Genomic DNA, 20587 nt, shown 5'->3' on the forward strand with positions numbered 1-20587 from the left:
GACGTCGCCTTGAGACCGGGTGCGGCCGTAGGACGGGGGCCGAGCCGGGTGGCGGCGCGCAGGCAGTCCACGCCGCGCCGCGGCGCGCGCTATTTCTGCGTCGGTGTCGGCGCCGGCGCGCCCACGATCACCGTGACCATGCGCTGCGGCTGCAGCACATCGGCAAAGGCGGCCTTCACATCGGCCACCGTCACGGCGTTCATGCGGGCCGTCCAGGTGTCCAGGTAGTCCAGCGGCAGGTCGTGCCAGGCGATGTTGGCCACGTTGCCCAGCAGCTTGGCGTTGCTGTCCAGCAGCAGCGGGAAGCCGCCGATCAGGTTGTCCTTGGCCGCCTTCAGCTCGGCCTCGGTGGGGCCCTCGGCCACGAAGCGGGCCAGCACCTGGCGCGCCACCTGCACGGCCTGCGCCGCCTGGTCGGGCCGGGTCTGGAAGCCGATGCGGAAGGCCCCCGCCTGCAGCCCGGGCGCGAAGCTGCTGTAGACGCTGTAGGCCAGGCCACGCTTTTCGCGCACTTCCTCGGTCAGGCGCGAGACGAAACCGCCGCCGCCCAGGATGTAGTTGCCGAGGTTGAGCGCGAAATGCCGCGCATCGCTGCGCGGGTAGCCGGGCTGGCCGATCCACACATGGGCCTGCGCCGAAGCGAAGGGAATGCGCTCTTCCCGCGCGCTCTTCAGCGCGGGCACCTCGGGCACGGCCGGCAGCGCCGGGCAGGCCTGCTGCGGCAGCCGCGCCAGCAGCCGCGTGGCGATCTGGTCGGCCTGCGCGCGCGTCACGGCGCCCACGATGCTGAGCTTGGCCCGGCAGGGCACGATGGTCTGCGCGTAGCGCGCGCGCATGGCCGCGGTGTCGATGGCGGCGAGCGTGGCTTCGGTGGCCTCGGCGCCATAGACATGGCCGCCATACACCAGCCGGCTGAACGCGCGGCTGGCCTGCGTGGCCGGCCGCGTCAGCGCCTCGCGCAGGCCGGCCGTCAGGCGCTGGCGCTCGCGGGTCCAGACCTCATCGGGGAAGGAGGGCTCGCCGATCTGGCGCGCGGCCAGGTCCACGGCGCGGTCCAGCAGCGCCGGATCGGACAAGGTGCGCAGCGAGAAGCTCATGCGGTCGCTGCTGGCCCCCACGCCGAACTCGGCGCCCAGGTCGGCCCAGGCTTCACCGAGCTGGTTCTCGTCAAGTTCTGAGGCGCCATCACGCGCCAGCACGCCCTTCTCCACCATGCCCGCGGTCACGCCCGCCAGGCCCGTGAGCGCGGCGGGGTCGCGGCGGCTGCCGGCATCGAAATCGAGCTGCACATCGACGATGGGCAGTGCGTCGGTCGCCGCCAGATAGACCTTGGCGCCGCTGGGCAGCTGCCAGTGCTCGATGGGCACGGCGGCCAGCGCGGCGGCGCCCCAGGCCAGGGCGACGGCGCCCACCAGGGCGCGCAGGCCCTGCTTGATGTGCTTGGCTTGGCATGCCTTCATTTCATTGCTCCAGCCGGCGCGGCAAAGCCCCGCGCGCGCGCAGCGGCGGCCTTCGGGTCCACGGGTTGGGGCCACAGCGTGGCCACGGTCAGCTGGTCGTCGCCGAAGTACCGGGCCGCCACGGCCTGCACCTGGGCCGAGGTGACGGCGCGCAGCTTTTCGATCATGCGCTCGCTCGCGTCCAGCGGCAGGCCCTGGACCCAGTGGCTGCCGAGCTCGCGCGCCTGTGCCATCACCGAATCGCGCTTGTAGGTTTCGCTGGCCACCCACTGGGTCTTCACGCGCGCCAGCTCGGCTTCGCCCACACCCTCCTGCGCGATGCGCGCGACCTGGGCCCGCAGGGCCGCTTCCACGGCCTGCGGGGTCTTGCCCGCGGCGGGCACCCCCGTCAGGCCGAAGAGCTGAGGCCCGCGGCCCGTGAGGCCATACCAGGCGCTGGCGCTGTCGGCCACGCGGTCGGGCCCCTGCGTGAGCGCCCGGCCCAGGCGCGCGCCGGTGTAGCCGTCGAGCAGCGCCGAAAGCACCAGCAGCGCCCAGGCATCGGTGGGCGCGTCGAGCTGCTGCGCGTCGATCTGCGGCACGCGAAAGACCAGCGAGACATACGACTGCTCGGCCGGCGCCTTGAAATCCAGCCGGCGCATGCCGCGCTGCTCGGGCTCCGCCTGCGGCTTGCGCACAGGCACGGCGCGCGCCGGGATCGCGCCGTAGTGCTTTTGCGCCAGCGCGCGCACCTGGGCCACGTCCACGTCGCCCGCGATCACGAGGGCGGCGTTGGCCGGCACGTACCAGCGCTGGAAGAACTCGCGCGCGTCCTGCGGCGTCATGGCCTCCAGGTCGCTCATCCAGCCCACCACGGGGCGGCGGTAGGGCGAGGCGATGAAGGTCACGGCGTTCTGCTGCTCGCCCATCAGCGCGCGCGGCTGGTCCTCGGTGCGCATGCGGCGCTCTTCCTTGACCACCTCGATCTCGCGCCTGAATTCATCGTCGGGCCACTGGCTGTGGGCGAAGCGGTCGGCCTCCAGCGCCATCATCTCGTCCAGCCGCTCGACGGGGATCTGCTGGTGGTAGCCGGTCATGTCGCGCGAGGTGAAGGCGTTCTCGCGCCCGCCCAGCGCGGCCACGCGGCGCGAGAACTCGCCCGGCTTGAGCGAGGGCGTGCCCTTGAACATCATGTGCTCCAGCACATGGGCCACACCGGTGGTGCCGTCCACCTCGTCCATCGAACCCACGCGCACCCACAGCATCTGCACGGCCGTGGGTGCGCGGCGGTCGGGCTGCACGATCACCGTCAGGCCGTTGTCCAGCTGGAACTGTTGGGGTGGCTGCCAGACGGGCCGCGATGCGGCGGCGGCTGGCAAGGAGGAAACAGGCGCAGCGGGCGCCTGGGCCAGCAAGGCCGGTGCGGCCAGGGCCAGCGCGGTGCCCAGCACCGTCTGCCTTGCCACGCCGGCCACCCAAAGGCGTGGCGAGAGGAGGTGTTTCATAGAATCCTGTCGATTCTAGAAACGCCCGAATGTTCAGCTTCTTCAAGAAAAAAGCGCCGGCGGCAACGCCCGCGGTCGCCGATGCACCGGTTGCAGCGCCTCCATCCGCTCCCGTTGCAACACCTGTTGCGGCACCCGTCGTGGCACAGGTTCCGGCCGTGCCAGCACCCGTGGCCACGCGCACCACCGACCCCGAACGCGAAGGCTGGATGAACCGGCTCAAGACCGGGCTCAAGAAGACCGGTGGCGGCATCCAGGCCGTGTTCGTGAACGCGCAGATCGACGATGCGCTGTACGAGGAGCTGGAAGACGCGCTGCTGATGGCCGACACGGGCATCCCCGCCACCACCCACATCCTGCAGGATCTCAAGGACCGCGTGTGGCGCACCAGCGCCACCACGCCGGCCGCGGTGCGCGCGCAGCTCGTCGAATCGGTGGCCGAGGTGCTCAGGCCGCTGCAGCGCCCGCTGGAAGTGGGGCGCCACACGCCCACCGTGATCATGGTGGCCGGCGTCAACGGCGCGGGCAAGACCACCTCCATCGGCAAGCTGACCAAGCACCTGGCCAACAGCAACTGCTCGGTGCTGCTGGCCGCGGCCGACACCTTCCGCGCCGCCGCCCGCGAGCAACTGGCCGTGTGGGCCGACCGCAACCTGGTGGAAATCGTGAGCCAGGAAGGCGGCGACCCCGGCGCCGTGAGCTTCGACGCCGTCAATGCCGGCCGCGCGCGTGGCAAGGACGTGGTGCTGGTGGACACCGCCGGCCGCCTGCCCACGCAGCTTCACCTGATGGACGAGCTCAAGAAGATCAAGCGCGTGGTCACGAAAGCAGACGGAACGGCGCCACACGAAGTGGTGTTGGTGATCGACGGCAACACGGGGCAGAACGCGCTGAGCCAGGTGCAGGCCTTCGACGAGGCGCTGGGCCTGACCGGCCTGGTCGTGACCAAGCTGGACGGCACGGCCAAGGGCGGCGTGCTGTGCGCCATTGCGCGCTGGGGCGCGCAGCGCAAGGGCGGGCCGGTGCCGGTGTACTTCATCGGCGTGGGCGAAAAGCTGGAAGACCTGGAGACCTTCGACGCCCATGAGTTCGCGCAGGCGCTGATCGGCTGAAGGCCAGGCGCCAGGCCCGGCGCAGGCCTATGATCCGCGCAGCCATCGCACCGCACGATGGACCCTAGGAGACAAGCGCATGGACACCCAAGCCGCCCCACTGGAAAGCCGCCCGCACAGCGCGCAGCGGCGCATCGACCGTCTGCTGGCCCACTACGGCCAGAGCCACCAGCACCCCACCAACGAACGCATCCATGTCGTGGCCATCCCGGCCATCATGCTGAGCATCGTGGGCATGCTGCACGCCCTGCATCCCTGGGCGGCCTATGCCTTCGTCGCGGGCAGCCTGGTGTACTACGCGCTGCTGCGCTCGCCGATGTTCCTGGTGGTGATGCTGCTGTGGACGGCCGCGCTGCTGGCCATCGTGCATGCGCTGGGCGAGCGGGTGCTGGTGGTGTCGGTCACGCTCTTCGTGGTCGGCTGGATCTTCCAGTTCATCGGCCACAAGATCGAAGGCAAGAAGCCATCCTTCTTCGAAGACCTGCAATACCTTTACGTGGGGCCGCTGTTCGTGGCCGACCTGGGCCTGCGGCGCCTGGGCATCCGCGCCTGAAGCAGAAAGCCCCCGGGCTTCAGCCCACCGGCCACACCACGCCGTTGTCGTTGAGGATGGCGTCCAGCGGCAGGTCGTGGGCCTCGGGCTCGAACTCTTCGATGAAGCCCTGGCCGAAACCCAGGCCGACGGTGAAGGGCCGCGGCTGCAGCGCCGCCAGCGTGCGGTCGTAGAAGCCGCCGCCATAGCCCAGCCGGTAGCCGCCCGCGCTGTAGCCCAGGCAGGGCACGAAGAGCAAGGTGGGCACGATCAGCTCGGTGTCTTTGGGCTTGGGGATGTCGTAGGCATCGTTTTCCATCGGGCAGCCCGGGTACCAGGCATGGAAGGTGAGCGTCTTGTGCTCGCGGTTGACCACCGGCAACCCGATGCGGCGGCGCTGCGGCTGCGCCAACAGCTCGCCGTCTTCCTTCCAGCGGTGCAGCGCGGGCAGCGGATCGAACTCGCCCTTGATCGGCCAGTACGCGCCGATCACCGTGTCGGGCCGGCCCACCAGCCAGATGCGCATCACGCGCTGCAGCAGCTCGGCGCGCTGCAGCCGGTCGGGCAGGTTCAGGCGCTGCTCGATCAACGCAGCGCGCAATTGCCCCTTGAGGAATGAGGCCGTTGCCGCTCGTTCTTCACCGTGTGCTTTGTCCATAATCCCTCGATGCGATTCCAGAGCATTTTGGCACCCCGCCGCGGTCGCCTGGCGGCCCTCCTGTCCTGCGTCGTGCTGGCCGTCGGCCCGGCAGCACTGCCGGCCCACGCACAGGGCGCGGGCGACGAGCTGATCACGCAGATGAAGCAGGCCTTCTCGCGCGGCGACAAGGCGCGCCTGGCGGCCCTGTTGCCGCAGGCCACCGGGCACCCGCTGGAGCCCTGGGCCGCCTACTGGGAACTCAAATCGCGCCTGAAGGAGGCCGGCAGCGCCGAAGTGCAGGCCTTTCTGGCGCGCTGGGCCGGCAGCTACCAGGAAGACCGGCTGCGCAACGACTGGCTGCTGCTGCTGGGCGAGCGCCGGCTATGGGACGAATTCGCGCAGTTGCACCCGGCCTTTCGGATGAACGACGACCGCGAGGTGCAGTGCTACGCCGTGCTGGTGGATGCGCTGCGCACGGGCCAGGTGCTGCCCGAGCGCGCGGCCGTGGTGCGCAACAACTGGCACGCCCAGCGCGATCTGGACGACGGCTGCCTCACGGCGGCCGAGCGGCTGATCGCCAGCCGCGCGCTGCGCGAGCAGGACGCCTGGATCAAGGCCCGCCTGGCCATGGAAGCCAACCGCCCCGGCGCCGCGCGCGCGGCCGTCAACCTGGTGGCGCCGGACGCGCTGCCCGCCTTCGACCAGGTCAACGCCAGCCCGACCAAGTTCCTGCTGGGCAGCGCCTCGGCCGCCAGCAAGGCGCGCAAGGAAACGGTGGTGCTGGCCCTGATCCGCATGGCCGTGGCCGACCCCGAGGCCGCCGCGCGCCAACTCGACAGCAAATGGGGCCCCATGCTTTCGGCCGAGGAGCGCAACTGGGTCTGGGGCGTGATCGGCAAGCAGGCCGCGGGCAAGCTCTCGCCGCTGGCGGGGCGCTACTTCGCCAACGTCACGAAGGACGCCGACCTCAACGACGACATGCTGGGCTGGAAGGTGCGCGCGGCCCTGCGCACCGGCCAGTGGAAGGAAGTCAGCGCCGCCTGCGACGCCATGAGCGCGGAGGCGAAGCAGGAGCCGACCTGGGTCTACTGGAAGGCCCGCGCCCTCACGCAGCAAGGCGGCGAGCGCCGGCGCGAGGAGGCCCGCGCGCTGCTGCAGGGCATTGCCGGCACGCGCGGCTTCTATGAAATGCTGGCGCTGGAAGACCTGGGCCAGCGCGCGCAGACCGCCACGCCGCCGGCGCCGCTGACGGCCGAGGAAAAGGCCGCCGCGCGCGCCAACCCCGCGCTGCAGCGCGGCCTGTACGCCATCAGCATGGGCCTGCGCAGCGAAGGCGTGCGCGAATGGAACTACGGCATCGCACTGCACGAGCCCGGCGGCATGGACGACCGCGCGCTGCTGGCCGCCGCCGACCTGGCCTGCCAGCGCGAGGTGTGGGACCGCTGCATCAACACCAGCGAGCGCACCAAGGGCGTGATCCACGCCGAGCAGCGCTTCCCCATGCCCTTCCACGACGCGGTGATCGCCAAGAGCCGCGCCATCGGCCTGGACCCGGCCTACGTCTACGGCCTGATCCGGCAGGAGAGCCGCTTCATCATGGACGCGCGCTCACATGTGGGCGCCTCGGGCCTGATGCAGGTCATGCCCGCCACCGCGCGCTGGACGGCCAACAAGATCGGCCTTTCGGGCTTCACGCCCAGCCAGATCAACGACCGCGACACCAACATCACCATCGGCACGGCCTACCTGAAGCTGGCGCTGGACGACTTCGACGGCTCCATGCCGCTGGCCGCGGCCGCCTACAACGCCGGCCCGGGCCGCCCGCGCGCCTGGCGCAACGGCCCGGTGATGGACGCCGCCATCTGGGCCGAGAACGTGCCCTTTGCCGAAACGCGGGACTACGTGAAGAAGGTGCTGACCAACACCACCAACTACGCCGCACTCATCACGGGCCAGCCGCAGTCGCTGCGCGAGCGCCTGGGCAACGTGGGGCCGCGCAGCGCCGCCGAGCCCGAGCCCAACAAGGACCTGCCCTGAGTCCTGAGCCCTGAGCCCTGCGTCCCAGCCACCTGCCCATGAACCGCACCCTGCAGAACCTGCGCGCCCAACTGCCCGCCTGGATGACCGAATGGCTGGAGGTCATCATTCCCGCCACGCAGGTGCTGCTGATCCTGCTGGCCGCCTGGGGCGTGTACCGGCTGCTGCGCCGGCTGATCCTGCGCGTGACGCACAGCTACGGCCTGCCCGGCGACGTGGCCATGATCACGCGCCGCACCCTGGGCTTCATCATCTACGGCGGCGCGCTGCTGTGGAGCCTGGAGCGCCTGGGCGTGTCGGGCACCGTGCTGTGGACCGCGTTCACCGGCTTCGCCGCCGTGGGCGCGGTTGCCTTCTTCGCGGCCTGGAGCGTGCTGTCGAACATCTTCTGCACCTTGTTGATCTTCACCACCCGCATGTTCTGGCCGGGCGACACCATCGAACTGCTGGAAAACGGTGAAAAGCCCGGCCTCAAGGGCCGCGTGCAGGACATCAACCTGGTCTACACCACGCTGGAGGAAAGCGGCGGCGGCCAGGGCGGCACCACGCTGCGCGTGCCCAACAGCCTGTTCTTCCAGCGCGCGGTGCGCAGGTGGCACGGGCCGGCGCCGCAGTTGCCCGAAACACTGGGCATGGCCGCGCCTGACGCCGCGCCGCAGCCTGCGGCCGGAGCCTGAGCCGCGCGCAGCGGCACGGCGCACCCGCCAACACCCGCTGCCCGCCTACAGCGCCGCGTGGCAGCGGCAGGCCACACTGCGGCGATTCCGACTCCGCCCAGTGCCTTTGCTGCATGGCCTCCTCGCCCTGGCAGGCGATCACCGAGGTGTTCGCCGCCGAGTTCTCCGACGTGCCCGATCTGGCGCAACTGGTGCGCATCGGCATCCGGCTGCTGCTGGCGGCCGTGCTGGGCTTCATGCTCGGCTTCGAGCGCGAGCACCAGGGCAAGGCGGCGGGCGTTCGCACCCACATGCTGGTGTCCATCGGCGCGGCCCTGTTCGTGCTGGTGCCGCAGCAAAGCGGCACCGTGGCGGCCGACATGAGCCGCGTGATCCAGGGCCTGGTGGCGGGCGTGGGCTTTCTGTGTGCCGGCACCATCCTCAAGCAGGGCCGGCGCGCCGAACAGGAAGTTCAGGGCCTGACCACGGCCGCGGGCCTGTGGCTGACGGCCGCCATCGGCATGGCCTGCGGCCTGGGCCGCGAGGTCACGGCCATCCTCAGCGCGCTGCTGGCGCTGGCCGTGCTGGCGCTGATCCCGCGCCTGGTGACGCTGATCGAGCGCGTGGCCGGCCCGCCGAAGGAAGAGATGCCCAGGATCGTGCGCGCCGACGAGCAGGCGCCGCCGCGCTGAGCGCCCCGGAACGCATCAATCCCGCGCCAAAGCGGCATCAGCGCCGCGGCAGGCCCGCGCTAGGATCGGCGCACCCCTCCCCCCTCCAAGGCCCTCGCCATGAAGCTCTACATCGGCAACAAGAACTACTCGTCCTGGTCCATGCGCCCCTGGGTGCTGATGAAGCAGGCCGGCATCGCCTTCGAGGAGGTGATGGTGCGCTTCGATTCCTTCGAGGCCGATTCGCAGTTCAAGGCCACGGTGGGCGCCGTCAGCCCGGTGCAGAAGGTGCCGGTGCTGGTCGATGGCGAACTGGCCGTCTGGGACACGCTGGCCATCGCCGAATACCTCGCCGAGCGCTTTCCCGAGAAGCAGCTGTGGCCGCAGGACGCGCATGCCCGCGCCCGCGCGCGCAGCGTGTGTGCCGAGATGCATGCGGGCTTCGGCGCGCTGCGCAACCACTGCGGCATGAACATCGAAGCCCACCTGCCCGAAGTGGGTGCGCGCCTGCTGCGCGAGGAGCCGGCCGTGGCCGCCGACCTGCAGCGCATCGTGCAGATGTGGAGCGGCCTGCTGGCCGCGCATGGCGGGCCGCTGCTCTTCGGCGCCTTCAGCATCGCCGATGCCTACTACGCGCCGGTGGCCTCGCGCATCCGCACCTATGCGCTGCCGGTGCCGCCCGTGGTCGATGCCTACATCACCCGCCTGTTCGCGCTGCCGGGCGTCAAGGCCTGGATCGACGGGGCCCTTGCGGAGCAGGACTTCCTGGCCTTCGAGGAACCCTACCGCAGCGCGCGCTGAACGCGAGCGCGCCGCGGCCGGCGCATGGGCTGCCTAAACTCGGCGGCATGACCTTCCCGGCCCCGGATGCCCAAACCTACCTCGTCGGCGGCGCCATCCGCGATGCGCTGCTGGGCCGGCCCGGCAGCGACCGCGACTGGGTGGTGGTCGGCGCCACGCCGCAGCAGATGCTGGATGCCGGCTTTCTTCCCGTGGGGCGCGACTTCCCGGTGTTCCTGCACCCGCGCACGCGCGAGGAACACGCGCTGGCGCGCACCGAGCGCAAGAGCGCGCCGGGCTACCGCGGCTTCGTGGTGCATGCGGCGCCCGAAGTCACGCTCGAGCAAGACCTGGCGCGGCGCGACCTGACCATCAATGCGATCGCCCTGCCCGCGGCCCTGGCCGATGTGCAGCCCCTGCCCGTCGAAGCGCTGGTCGACCCCTTCCATGGCCGGCAGGACCTGCAGCACAAGGTGCTGCGCCATGTGACCGAGGCCTTTCGCGAAGACCCGGTGCGCATCCTGCGGCTGGCGCGCTTCGGCGCCCGCTTCGCCGATTTTTCCGTCGCGCCCGAAACGCTCAAGCTGATGCGCGAGATGGTCCGCGACGGCGAAGTCCAGGCCCTGGTGCCCGAGCGCGTGTGGCAGGAACTGGCGCGCGGCCTGATGGAACAGCGGCCCTCGCGCATGTTCGAGCTGCTGCGCCAGTGCGGCGCGCTGGCCGTGCTGCTGCCCGAGGTGGAACGGCTGTGGGGCGTGCCGCAGCCCGCCGCGCACCACCCCGAGGTGGACACCGGCGCCCACCTGATGCTGGTGCTGGACATGGCCGCGCGCCTGGATGCGCCGCTGGCCGTGCGCTTCGCCTGCCTCACGCACGACCTGGGCAAGGGCAACACGCCGGCCGACATGCTGCCGCGCCACATCGGCCACGAACAGCGCAGCGCCGAGCTGCTCAAGGGCCTGTGCGAGCGCTGGCGCGTGCCGGTGGAGCTGCGCGAGCTGGCCGAGGTGGTGGCGCGCGAGCACGGCAACATCCACCGCAGCGCGCCGCTGCAGGGCATGGCGCTGCTGCGGCTGCTGGAGCGCTGCGACGCGATCCGCAAGCCCGGGCGCTTCGACCAGGTGCTGCTGGCCTGCGAGTGCGATGCGCGCGGCCGCAGCGGCCATGAACAGCAGCCTTATGCGCCGGGCCCGCGCCTGCGCGAGGCGCTGGCGCGCGTGCTGGCCGTGCGCACCGACGCGCTGGCGCGCGAGGCCGCCGCGCGCGGCGCCCGGGGGCCGCAGGTGGGCGAGGCCATCCGCAGCGCGCGCGCGGCGGTGCTGAACGACCTGCCCTGAGCCGCACCGCGGTGCGTTGGGCGATGTGCGGCTTTGGCCGACGCGGCCCGCGCGCCCCCTCTGCTAAGGTGTGGCGCGATGCACAAACCGTCTTTGCCATCCCTGGACGCCGCGCTGTTCCTCGACTTCGACGGAACGCTGGTGGCGATCGCGGAAACGCCCGAAGCCGTCCAGGTGCCCCAGGGGCTGGTGCCGCTGCTGATCGAGCTGCATGACCTGCTCGATGGCGCAGTGGCCATCGTCTCGGGCCGCCCCGTCGATGTGCTGGACCGCTTTCTGGCCCCGCTGCGCCTGCCCACCGCGGGCGAGCACGGCGCGCAGCGCCGCGACGCCGAGGGCGGCCTGCACGAGCAGCCGCCGGCCGACCTGCACAAGGTGCTGGAGGCTGCGAACGCGCTGGCCGCGCAGCACACCGGCCTGCTGGTGGAACGCAAGCATGCGGCCGTGGCGCTTCACTACCGCCTGGCGCCGCACCTGGAAGACTTGTGCCTGGACGCCATGGGCGCTGCCGTGGGCCCCGACCCGGCGCTCGAGCTGCTGCACGGCAAGTGCGTGGTCGAGATCAAGCCCGCGGGCGTGAACAAGGGCATCGCCATCGACGCCTTCCTGAAGGAAGCGCCCTTCTCAGGCCGCCGGCCCTTCTTCGCCGGCGACGACACCACCGACGAAAGCGGCTTTGCCGTGGTCCAGTCGCACGGCGGGCTGGGCATCAAGGTGGGCCCGGGCTCCACGCGCGCCGAAGCCAGGGTGGACTCGCCCTCGGCCGTGTTCGACTGGCTGCAGCAGGCGCGCGATGGGCTGGTGGTGCAACGCAAGGGCGCCGCCGCAACCTCCACCCTCGCCGGCCGATGAGCCCGGCCCGCACACCGCCCATGAGCAGTTCCCCCGGCCACCGGCCCGATCCCGATCACGATCCCTTGAGCCACACCCCCGAAGCGCCCGAAGACCGTGCCGGCCAGTCGCTGGCCGGCGCAGCCGATGCACCCGAAAGCGCGCCCACCCAGGAAGCCGCGCCGCCGCCCGCGCCCGTGGGCCCGCCGCCGGGCAGCGGCTTCGGCCCGCCCGCCAAGCCGTCGCTCGATGTGGGCGTGATCGGCAACTGCGCCTTCAGCGCGCTGGTGGACAGCCGCGGCCGCATCGTGTGGTGCTGCCTGCCGCGCTTTGACGGCGACCCGGTCTTCAACGCGCTGCTGCACACGGGCGAGGATGCCGGCGCGTGGAGCATCGAGATCGAGGACTTCGACCATGCCAGGCAGTGGTACGAGCCGAACACGGCCGTGCTGCGCACGCAGCTTTTCGACAGCCGCGGCCAGGGCCTGGAGATCACGGACTTCGCACCGCGCTTTTTCAGCCGCTCGCGCTACTTCCGGCCGCTGACCCTGGTGCGCCGCGTGCGGCCCATCGCGGGCACGCCGCGCATCCGCGTGCGGCTGCAGCCGCGCTTCCAGTGGGGGGCGCAGCCGCCGGTGGAGATCACGCGCGGCAGCAACCACATCCGCTACATCGGGCCCGAGTTCACGCTGCGCCTGAACAGCGATGCGCCCATCTCGCACCTGCTGTCGGGCCAGCCCTTCGTGCTCTCGCGCGAGCACAACTTCCTGCTGGGCGCCGACGAGACGCTGAACGACGGCATCGCCGACACGGCGCGCCGCTTCGAGCAGGAAACCATTGCCTACTGGCGCACCTGGAGCAAACGCCTGGCCATTCCGCTGGAGTACCAGGACGCGGTGATCCGCGCCGCCATCACGCTCAAGCTCTCGCTGTACGAGGACACGGGCGCCATCGTGGCCGCGATGACCACCAGCATCCCCGAGGCGCCGGGCAGCCAGCGCAACTGGGACTACCGCTTCTGCTGGCTGCGCGATGCCTTCTTCGTGGTGCGCGCGCTCAACTCGCTCAGCGAAGTGGGCACGATGGAGGACTACCTGCGCTGGCTGTCGAACGTGGTGATCGGCTCGCATGGCGAACACATCCAGCCGCTGTACGGCATCGGCCTGGAGCGCGAGCTGCCCGAGTCCGTGATCGGCCACCTGGGCGGCTACCGCGACATGGGTCCGGTGCGCGTGGGCAACCAGGCGCAGGAGCACTTCCAGCACGACGTGTACGGCAACATCGTGCTCGGCGCGGCCCAGTCCTTCCACGACCAGCGGCTGCTGCACCGCGCAGGCAAAGACGAGTTCCCGCACCTCGAGGCGGTGGGCGAGCAGGCGATCCGCGTGTATGGCACGCCCGATGCGGGCATGTGGGAGCTGCGCACGCGCGCGCGGGTTCACACCAGCAGCGCGCTGATGAGCTGGGCCGCCTGCGACCGGCTGGCCAAGATCGCACGCCGGCTGGAGCTGCCCGAGCGCGCGGCCTACTGGCATGGGCATGCGGCGCGCATGCGAGAAGAGATTCTGGCCAAGTCGTGGAGCGAAGAGCGCCAGGCTTTTGCCGAAAGCTTCGGCGGCCGTGAGCTGGACGCCAGCATCCTGCTGATGGTGGAGGTGGGCCTGATCGATGCGCGCGATCCGCGCTTCATCTCCACCGTCGAGGCCATGGAAAAGACGCTGTGCGACGGCCCCTACATGCGCCGCTATGAAGCGGCCGACGACTTCGGCAAGCCCGAGACCGCCTTCAACATCTGCACCTTCTGGCGCATCGACGCGCTGGCCAAGATCGGCCGCAAGGCGCAGGCGCGCCAGATCTTCGAGACCATGCTGGCCGCGCGCAACCCGCTGGGCCTGCTGTCTGAAGACACGCACCCGGTGACGGGCGAGATGTGGGGCAACTTCCCGCAGACCTATTCCATGGTGGGGATCATCAATGCGGCGGTGCGCCTTTCGGCGCCCTGGGATTCCATCATCTGAAGCCCGGCCCGCCGCCCCATCCACCCGCTTTCCAAGGAGACCCTTTGTCCAGACTCGTCGTCATCTCCAACCGCGTGGCCGATCCGCGCAAGGCCGCGGCCGGCGGCCTGGCCGTGGCCCTGGGTGAATCGCTGCAGCAGACCGGCGGCCTGTGGTTCGGCTGGAGCGGCACCATCGTCGAAGACGGCCCCACGGGCGAAGGCGAGCTGCACAAACAGCAGGCCGGCAAGGTCACCCTGGCCACGCTGGACCTCAGCCGCGAAGACCACGACAGCTACTACCTGGGCTACAGCAACAAGGTACTGTGGCCGGTGTTCCACGGCCGGCTGGACCTGGCCAATTTCGAGTCCAACTACATCGGCGGCTACCGGCGCGTGAACCAGCTCTTCGCGCGCAAGCTGCTGCCGCTGCTCAAGGACGACGACATCCTCTGGGTCCACGACTACCACCTGATCCCGCTGGCCGCCGAGCTGCGCGCGATGGGCTGCCGGCAGCGCATCGGCTTTTTCCTGCACATCCCGCTGCCGCCGCAGATCACCATCGCGGCCATTCCGCAGCACGAGTGGCTGATGCGCTCGCTCTTCGCCTACGACCTGGTGGGCCTGCAGGCCGAGCAGGACGTCGAGCACTTCAGGCGTTACGTGATCAACGAAGCCCAGGGCCAGGCCCTGGACGGCGACCATTTCCGCGCCTGGGGCCAGACCTTGCGCGCGAGCGCCTTCCCCATCGGCATCGATGTGGACGAATTCAATGCGCTGGCCGCGGCCAAGGAATCGCGCGACATGTTCGAGACCATGCGGCGCGAATACTCGCAGCGCCGCCTGCTGCTGGGCATCGACCGGCTCGACTACTCCAAGGGCATTCCGCAGCGCGTGCAGGCCTTTCGCGAGCTGCTGGCCAACTACCCGGAGAACCGGCGCAGCGCCACCCTGATCCAGATCGCCTCGCCCACGCGCGAGGACGTGGACGCGTATGGCGACATCCGGCGCGAACTCGAATCGCTGTGCGGCGCCATCAACGGCGACTACGGCGAGCTGGACTGGATGCCCGTGCGCTACATCCACCGCGTGGTGGCGCGCAAGCGCGTGCCGGGGCTGTGCCGGGCCGCGGCCGTGGGCCTGGTCACGCCGCTGCGCGACGGCATGAACCTGGTGGCCAAGGAATACATCGCCGCGCAGGACCCTGACGACCCTGGCGTGCTGGTGCTCTCGCGCTTTGCCGGCGCAGCCGAGCAGCTCAAGGAAGCGCTGCTGGTCAACCCCTACGACACCCACGGCACGGCCGAGACCCTGCAGCAGGCGCTGCAGATGCCGCTGGCCGAGCGGCGGGTGCGCCACCAGCGCCTGCTCGAGCGCGTGCGCGAGCAGGACGTGCACTGGTGGCGCCGCAGCTTCCTGGAAGCGCTGCGCGAGGCGCCGGCCGAGCGGTAGAGGCCGCGCGCTTCAGGGCGGTGCCAGCACCTCGCCCAGCACGCCAGCCACCCAGTCCATGAAGGCCTGCACGCGCCGCGCCACCTGGCGGCGGTGCGCGTACAGCAGGGTCACGGGCAGCGGCTCGGCGCGGTGCTCGGGCAGCACCTCCACCAGCGCGCCCTGCTTCAACCATTCGCCCAGGCCCTGCGCGGGCGCCTGGATCAACCCCAGGCCGGCCAGGCAGGCGGCCTCGTACGCCACGGTGTTGTTCACGGTGAGCACGGCCGCCATGGGCAGCATGCGCGGCTCGCCATCCTGCGTGTACTCCCAGCCCTGCACCGCGCCGGCCAGCGTGGACGAATAGCGCACCAGCCGGTGCTGCGCCAGATCCTCCAGGCTGCGTGGCACGCCGTAAGTGGCCAGGTAGGCCGGGCTGGCCACATTGATCTGCGGCATGCAGCCCAGCGGGCGCGCCACCAGGCCGGATTCACGCAGGCTGCCCGCGCGGATCACGCAATCAAAACCTTCATGCACCAGGTCCACGCGCCGGTCGGTGCTGCTGAGCTCCAGCTCGATCTGCGGATGCGCCGACAGGAACTCGGGCAGCCGCGGGATCAGCACCTGGCTGGCCAGCTGGCCGGGCATGTCCACGCGCAGGCGCCCGCGCAAGGCCGCAGGCTGGCGCTGGAACAGGGCCTGCAGCTCTTCCGAATCGAGCAGCAAGGCCTGCGCGCGTTCGGCAAAAAGCTGCCCATCGGGCGTGACGCGCACGCTGCGCGTGGTGCGCGCCAGCAGGCGCGTGCCCAGTTCCGCTTCGAGCTGCTGCACCACGGCCGACACGCGGGCCCGCGTCAGACCCAGGCGCTCGGCCGCGCGGGTGAAGCTGGCGCTCTCGGCCACCAGCAGGTAGATGCGCAGGGCATTCAGGTCCATGGCGGCTTTGTTTGTCAATCAGAAATGAACAGTGAAGCGATTCGTGCAGACTTTATCTGCCCATTGTTCATTCATAAAGTTCAGTCCATCGCAAGAACAAGCAACCCTTCTTTCCGAGGACCGAGATGACGAACGCAACACCCCCCGCCTCCACCCCCATCGCCCTGATCACCGGCGGCAGCCGCGGCCTGGGCCGCAACGCCGCGCTGCACCTGGCCCGCGCGGGCGTGGACGTGGTGCTGACCTACCGCAGCCAGGCCGCAGAAGCGCAAGCCGTGGTGCAGGAGATCACGGCCCTGGGCCGCCGCGCCGCGGCGCTGCCGCTGGACGTGGCACAGTCCGCCAGCTTCGGCGACTTTGCCGCCGCCTTGAAGAACACGCTGGCTAGCACCTGGCAGCGCACGCAGTTCGACTACCTGATCAACAACGCGGGCCATGGCGTGCATGAAAGCTTTGCCAACACCACCGAAGCCCAGTTCGACGCGCTGGTGGCCGTGCACCTCAAGGGCCCCTTCTTCCTCACGCAGCAACTGCTGCCGCTGATCGCCGACGGCGGGCGCATCCTCAATGTGTCCAGCGGGCTGGCGCGCTTTGCGCTGCCGGGCTATGCGGCCTACGCCAGCATGAAGGGCGGCATCGAGGTGCTGACCCGCTACCTGGCCAAGGAGCTGGGGCCGCGCGGCATTGCGGTGAACGTGATCGCCCCGGGCGCCATCGAGACCGACTTCGGCGGCGGCGCCGTGCGCGACAACAAGGAGCTGAACGCCGCCATCGCAGGCCAGACCGCGATGGGCCGCGTGGGCCTGCCCGACGACATCGGCGCCGCCATCGCCGCGCTGCTGCAGCCCGGCAACCGCTGGATGACGGCACAGCGCGTGGAAGTCTCGGGCGGCATGTTCCTCTGAAGCCGGGCTTCAGAAACCCGCCAGCCGGCGCACGGCCAGCCACCACGGCGCACGCGCGGCGGGCCGCGGGGCCGACGGCGGCGTCAGGCTCAGCGTGGCGACGGGGCCTGCGGCGGGCGCCGTGAGGCAGATCCAGCCCGAGCGGCTCAGCACATGCTGCTCGCCCGCGGCCAGCGTGTGGCTGGCGCTCACGCAGCGCTCGGCCAGCCACTGCGGCGCCTCGTCGATGCGCAGGCGGCCTTCGCGCACCCACAGCACCGTGCCGGCGGGCACGGCGGTGCGAAGGCTCTGGCCCGGCGACAGGCGGGTGGTGGCACAAGCGCCTTCTTGAAGGGCAGCGGCAGCGGGTTGCATGGCAGAGGCTCCTGAGGGCATGAAAGGGCGGGATCCGAAGGCTTCATGCTAGGAATCCCGCCCCTTGCGCAACAGGCACACGCGCCATCGATCTGTGCCGCAACAGGGCGGCGTCCAGCCCATCTGTTATGGTCGATTTGCCGCCCAACTGCATCTGTTGCGGCCGGCTCGCAGACCGCACCATTGCCGCCATGGATTCCTCCCCGCGCTACCGCCAGCTGGCGCTGCACTACCTGCAGGCGATCCAGGCCGGCACCCTGCAGGCCGGCGACCGGCTGCCCTCGCTGCGCGCGCTCATGAAGCAGCATGGCATCAGCCTGTCGACGGCGCTGCAGGTCTGCCGCACGCTCGAGAGCGAGGGCTGGGCCGAGGCCCGCGAGCGCTCGGGCTACTTCGTGCGTCGGCCCACGCGCCTGGCCACGCCGCCCATGGACGAGCCCGCCACCGACCGCGCGCCCGACCCGGCGCAGTACGTGGGCATCCATGAGAAGGTTTCTGAGTTCGTGATGCGCCGCCGCTATGGCGGCGTGCAGCTGGACCTGGCCGTGGCGCGCGGCGCGCCTTCGCTCTACCCGGCCGATGCGCTGCGCGCCAGCCTCTCGCGCCTGTTGCGCCAGCGCCCGCAGATGCTGACCACGGCCGCCCCCTCGCGCAGCCGCACGCCCTTCAGGGAAGCCATTTCCCAGCGCGCGCTGCGCGCGGGCATGCGCCTGTCGCCCGACGAGGTGCTGCCCACCAACGGCTGCATCGAGGCGCTGAACCTCGCGCTGCGCGCAGTCGCGAGGCCCGGCGACACGGTGGCCGTGGAATCGCCCACCTTCTACGGCCTGCTGCAGGTGCTCGAAAGCCTGGGCATGCGCGCGCTGGAGATCCCCACCAGCCCCCAGACCGGGCTGTCGCTCGAGGCGCTGGAACTGGCGGTGCGGGCCTACGGCAACATCAAGGCCGTGGTGGTGGTGCCGCACCTGCAGAACCCCTTGGGCAGCGTGATGCCCGACAGCCACAAGGCGCGGCTGGTGGCGCTGTGCGAGCAGCACGGCATGGCGCTGATCGAAGACGACACCTACACCGAGCTGCTGGACGCGCCGCTCGTGCCGCCCGCGCTCAAGTCCTTTGACCGCAGCGGCAACGTGATCCATTGCGCCTCGCTGCACAAGGTGCTGGCGCCGGGCATGCGCCTGGGCTGGGTGAACGCGGGGCGCTGGCATGCGCGCGTGGAAATGCTCAAGTACACCCAGACGCGCAGCAACGAAGAGCTTTCGCAGTGGGCCGCCGGGCAGTACATGGCCACGGGCGCCTACGACCGGCACCTGCGCCATCTGCGCGACCAGCTGCGATCACAGCGCGCACGCACGGCCGACAGCGTGGCGCGGCACTTCCCGGCCGGCACGCGCATCAACCTGCCGCCCGGCGGCCTGCAGCTGTGGGTGGAGCTGCCCGAGCGGCTGTCGGCCGACCGGGTCTTCGATGCCGCCCTGCGCGAGCACATCCTGGTGGCCCCGGGCACGCTCTTTTCCAACTCCTCGCGCTGCGACCACTTCGTGCGGCTGAACTGCGGCTGGCCCTGGTCGCCGGCGCTGGAAGCGGGGTTGCGCCGCCTGGGCAAGATCACCTCGTCATTGGCAGCCGCGGCCCCGGCGGACCCTCGGCGTGGTGCCATCGCCACAGCCGCCACCGTCAATGAATGACATAAATTATCATTTGTATTCTCAAAGAACCCGTGCCTCCTGGAGAGCCTTTGCATGCCAGCCGCGGAGATCGCCCCGGCTGCCGACGTCGAGGCGCTGTACACCGAACACCATCCGTGGCTTCGCAGCTGGCTGCGGCGCCAGTTGGGCTGCGCCCACAACGCCGCCGATCTGGCACAGGACACCTTCGTGCGTGTGCTTGCCCTGCGCGATGCGCTGCCGGCGCTGCAGGAGCCGCGCGCCTACCTGCTGACCACCGCCCGCCACCTGCTGGTGGACCGCGCGCGCCGGGAGGCGCTGGAGCGCGCCTGGCAGGCCGAATGGGCCACACGTGCCGCGCTGGGCGGCCACTACCCCGCGCCTGAAATGGCCGTCATGGCGCTGCGCACACTCGAGCAGCTCAGCCGCGCCCTCGCGGCCAGCCCTGCCAAGGCAGGCGAAGCCTTCATGCGCCACTACCTGGACGGCCAGACCCACGCCCACATCGCGCGGCAGCTGGGCGTGTCGGACCGTATGGTGCGCAAGTACCTGGCGAAGGTGCTGCTGCAATGCGCCACGCTGGCGCCCGAGCACGCCTGAGCCCATGACACCCGCCGCCGCCCCGTCGCCCTTGCTGGCCCAGCAGGCCGCCGAATGGCTGGTGGCGCTGGACGCCGACGACGCCGAAGAACGCGCGCGCGCCCAGGCCGGCTTTGCGCACTGGAAGCAGGCCGACCCGCGCCATGCCGCCGCCGCCGCGCCACTGGAAGCGCTGCTGGCCCAGATGCAACCCTGGCGCGAGGACGGGGATCAGGCCGCGGCCGTCCGCCAGGCGCTGCAGGCCGGCGCGCGCGCGGGTGCGACGGCCACGCGCAGCCAGCGCAGCCGGCGCCGCACCGTGCTGGCCTGTGCAGCGGCGGCGCTGCTGGCCCTGGGCACGGCGCAAGTCTGGTTCGGCAGCGAATGGGGCCAGGCCCTCCACGCCGACCTGCGCACCGCGCCAGGCCAGTGGGAGCAGCGCACCCTGCCCGACGGCACCCGGGTGGCACTGGGCAGCGGCAGCGCGGTCGACTGGCATTTCGACGCGCGCCAGCGCCGGCTGCAGCTGCTGCAAGGCGAGATCCTGGTCGATGTGGCGCCCGACACGACCCGCCCGCTGCTGGTGAGCACGCCCCAGGGCCGCATCCGCGCGCTGGGCACGCAGTTGCTGGTGCAGCGCGAGCCCGATGCCACGCGACTGACCCTGCTGGAATCCTCGGCCGCCGTGCAGGCGCACGGTGGCGCGTCTGCGCCCGAAGTGGTGGTGCAAACCGGCGAACAGGTGCGCCTGAGCCAGGGCCAGGTTCAGCCCCTGACCACCCTGGACGCGCAGCAACTGCGCCAGGAATGGCTGCGCCGCGAGCTGGTGGTGATCGACCAGCCACTGCCCGAGGTCCTGCGCACGCTGGCGCGGCACCGCCCCGGCCGGCTGGGCTTTGACGAGAGCGAACTGGCCCATCTGCGCGTGACGGCCGTGCTGCCGCTGGACCAGCCCGAGCGCGCGCTGGCCCTGTTGGCCGCCAGCTTCCCGCAGCTGCGCATGAGCCGCTTCACGAACTATTGGGTGTCCATCGACCTGCAGACGCCCACCGTGCGCGGACGCGCCGGTTAGCCAGCCCGGAAATTTATCTGCGCGCCGCGGTTCCGCATCGCCGCGCTGGTCCGTCATATCCCGCAGACGCCTTCTTCTCTCACCCTTCTCCTCTGCAGGAATCGACC

Annotated in this window: 19 protein-coding genes; 14 read left to right on the forward strand and 5 right to left on the reverse strand. The window is 70.8% G+C overall.

Going from position 1 to position 20587, the window contains the following annotated elements; genetic code table 11:
- Nucleotides 1-89 precede the first annotated feature (89 nt).
- Together PGB34_RS04275 and PGB34_RS04280 are read right to left on the reverse strand one after the other, a co-directional pair.
- Complete coding sequence (locus PGB34_RS04275; protein WP_271426814.1) at nucleotides 90-1460, reverse strand: M16 family metallopeptidase; 1371 nt, start codon at nucleotides 1458-1460, stop codon at nucleotides 90-92.
- Nucleotides 1457-2944 carry a M16 family metallopeptidase gene (locus tag PGB34_RS04280; RefSeq protein WP_271426815.1) on the reverse strand — a complete coding sequence of 496 codons (1488 nt, stop codon included), beginning with the start codon at nucleotides 2942-2944 and terminating at the stop codon, nucleotides 1457-1459. The genes PGB34_RS04275 and PGB34_RS04280 overlap by 4 nt, the downstream gene beginning before the upstream one ends.
- A gap of 29 nt (nucleotides 2945-2973) precedes the next feature.
- Between PGB34_RS04280 and ftsY the strand changes: the two genes are divergently transcribed.
- Together ftsY and PGB34_RS04290 are read left to right on the forward strand one after the other, a co-directional pair.
- The gene (gene ftsY / locus PGB34_RS04285; RefSeq protein ID WP_271426816.1) at nucleotides 2974-4056 is read left to right on the forward strand and encodes a signal recognition particle-docking protein FtsY; all 1083 of its coding nucleotides are present in this window, start codon (nucleotides 2974-2976) and stop codon (nucleotides 4054-4056) included.
- A 79-nt stretch (nucleotides 4057-4135) separates the two neighbouring features.
- Nucleotides 4136-4609, forward strand: coding sequence for an Mpo1 family 2-hydroxy fatty acid dioxygenase (locus PGB34_RS04290; protein ID WP_271426817.1), 474 nt, complete (start codon nucleotides 4136-4138; stop codon nucleotides 4607-4609).
- Between the two features lie 19 nt (nucleotides 4610-4628).
- On the opposite strand, the gene PGB34_RS04295 is transcribed toward PGB34_RS04290, so the two are convergent.
- Nucleotides 4629-5246, reverse strand: a complete 618-nt coding sequence (locus PGB34_RS04295; protein WP_271426818.1) for a 5-formyltetrahydrofolate cyclo-ligase — start codon at nucleotides 5244-5246, stop codon at nucleotides 4629-4631.
- A gap of 9 nt (nucleotides 5247-5255) precedes the next feature.
- On the opposite strand from PGB34_RS04295, the gene PGB34_RS04300 reads away from it, so the two are divergent.
- The 8 genes from PGB34_RS04300 to otsA all read left to right on the forward strand — a co-directional run bounded on the left by PGB34_RS04300 (nucleotide 5256) and on the right by otsA (nucleotide 14988).
- Nucleotides 5256-7265 carry a lytic transglycosylase domain-containing protein gene (locus PGB34_RS04300; RefSeq protein ID WP_271426819.1) on the forward strand — a complete coding sequence of 670 codons (2010 nt, stop codon included), beginning with the start codon at nucleotides 5256-5258 and terminating at the stop codon, nucleotides 7263-7265.
- A gap of 38 nt (nucleotides 7266-7303) precedes the next feature.
- Nucleotides 7304-7942, forward strand: a complete 639-nt coding sequence (locus tag PGB34_RS04305; RefSeq protein ID WP_271426820.1) for a mechanosensitive ion channel family protein — start codon at nucleotides 7304-7306, stop codon at nucleotides 7940-7942.
- Nucleotides 7943-8055: 113 nt separating this feature from the next.
- Complete coding sequence (locus tag PGB34_RS04310) at nucleotides 8056-8613, forward strand: MgtC/SapB family protein (RefSeq protein WP_271426821.1); 558 nt, start codon at nucleotides 8056-8058, stop codon at nucleotides 8611-8613.
- Between the two features lie 99 nt (nucleotides 8614-8712).
- On the forward strand, nucleotides 8713-9393 hold the full coding sequence (locus PGB34_RS04315; protein ID WP_271426822.1) for a glutathione S-transferase family protein: 681 nt from the start codon (nucleotides 8713-8715) through the stop codon (nucleotides 9391-9393).
- 47 nt (nucleotides 9394-9440) lie between these two features.
- Nucleotides 9441-10709, forward strand: coding sequence for a multifunctional CCA addition/repair protein (locus tag PGB34_RS04320; protein WP_271426823.1), 1269 nt, complete (start codon nucleotides 9441-9443; stop codon nucleotides 10707-10709).
- A 78-nt stretch (nucleotides 10710-10787) separates the two neighbouring features.
- On the forward strand, nucleotides 10788-11561 hold the full coding sequence (gene otsB, locus PGB34_RS04325) for a trehalose-phosphatase (protein ID WP_271426824.1): 774 nt from the start codon (nucleotides 10788-10790) through the stop codon (nucleotides 11559-11561).
- Nucleotides 11562-11581: 20 nt separating this feature from the next.
- Entirely contained in the window at nucleotides 11582-13558 is a 1977-nt protein-coding gene (locus PGB34_RS04330; RefSeq protein ID WP_271426825.1) for a glycoside hydrolase family 15 protein, read from the forward strand.
- Between the two features lie 44 nt (nucleotides 13559-13602).
- Entirely contained in the window at nucleotides 13603-14988 is a 1386-nt protein-coding gene (gene otsA, locus PGB34_RS04335; protein ID WP_271426826.1) for an alpha,alpha-trehalose-phosphate synthase (UDP-forming), read from the forward strand.
- A 12-nt stretch (nucleotides 14989-15000) separates the two neighbouring features.
- Here the strand turns inward: otsA and PGB34_RS04340 are convergent, their stop codons facing one another.
- Nucleotides 15001-15903, reverse strand: a complete 903-nt coding sequence (locus PGB34_RS04340; protein ID WP_271426827.1) for a LysR family transcriptional regulator — start codon at nucleotides 15901-15903, stop codon at nucleotides 15001-15003.
- Nucleotides 15904-16028: 125 nt separating this feature from the next.
- Between PGB34_RS04340 and PGB34_RS04345 the strand changes: the two genes are divergently transcribed.
- Nucleotides 16029-16808, forward strand: coding sequence for an SDR family NAD(P)-dependent oxidoreductase (locus PGB34_RS04345; RefSeq protein ID WP_271426828.1), 780 nt, complete (start codon nucleotides 16029-16031; stop codon nucleotides 16806-16808).
- Nucleotides 16809-16817: 9 nt separating this feature from the next.
- Here the strand turns inward: PGB34_RS04345 and PGB34_RS04350 are convergent, their stop codons facing one another.
- Entirely contained in the window at nucleotides 16818-17162 is a 345-nt protein-coding gene (locus PGB34_RS04350) for a hypothetical protein (RefSeq protein ID WP_271426829.1), read from the reverse strand.
- Between the two features lie 191 nt (nucleotides 17163-17353).
- Here PGB34_RS04350 and PGB34_RS04355 point away from each other — a divergent pair, with 191 nt between their 5' ends.
- From PGB34_RS04355 to PGB34_RS04365, 3 genes are read left to right on the forward strand one after another with little or no spacing between them, the layout of a single operon-like run.
- Entirely contained in the window at nucleotides 17354-18850 is a 1497-nt protein-coding gene (locus PGB34_RS04355) for an aminotransferase-like domain-containing protein (RefSeq protein WP_271426830.1), read from the forward strand.
- A 54-nt stretch (nucleotides 18851-18904) separates the two neighbouring features.
- On the forward strand, nucleotides 18905-19429 hold the full coding sequence (locus PGB34_RS04360) for a sigma-70 family RNA polymerase sigma factor (protein ID WP_271426831.1): 525 nt from the start codon (nucleotides 18905-18907) through the stop codon (nucleotides 19427-19429).
- Between the two features lie 4 nt (nucleotides 19430-19433).
- Nucleotides 19434-20480 carry a FecR family protein gene (locus tag PGB34_RS04365; protein WP_271426832.1) on the forward strand — a complete coding sequence of 349 codons (1047 nt, stop codon included), beginning with the start codon at nucleotides 19434-19436 and terminating at the stop codon, nucleotides 20478-20480.
- Nucleotides 20481-20587: the final 107 nt, after the last annotated feature.

Origin of the sequence: Xenophilus arseniciresistens (assembly GCF_028023875.1) — a bacterium.
Lineage (GTDB): Bacteria > Pseudomonadota > Gammaproteobacteria > Burkholderiales > Burkholderiaceae_C > Xenophilus > Xenophilus arseniciresistens.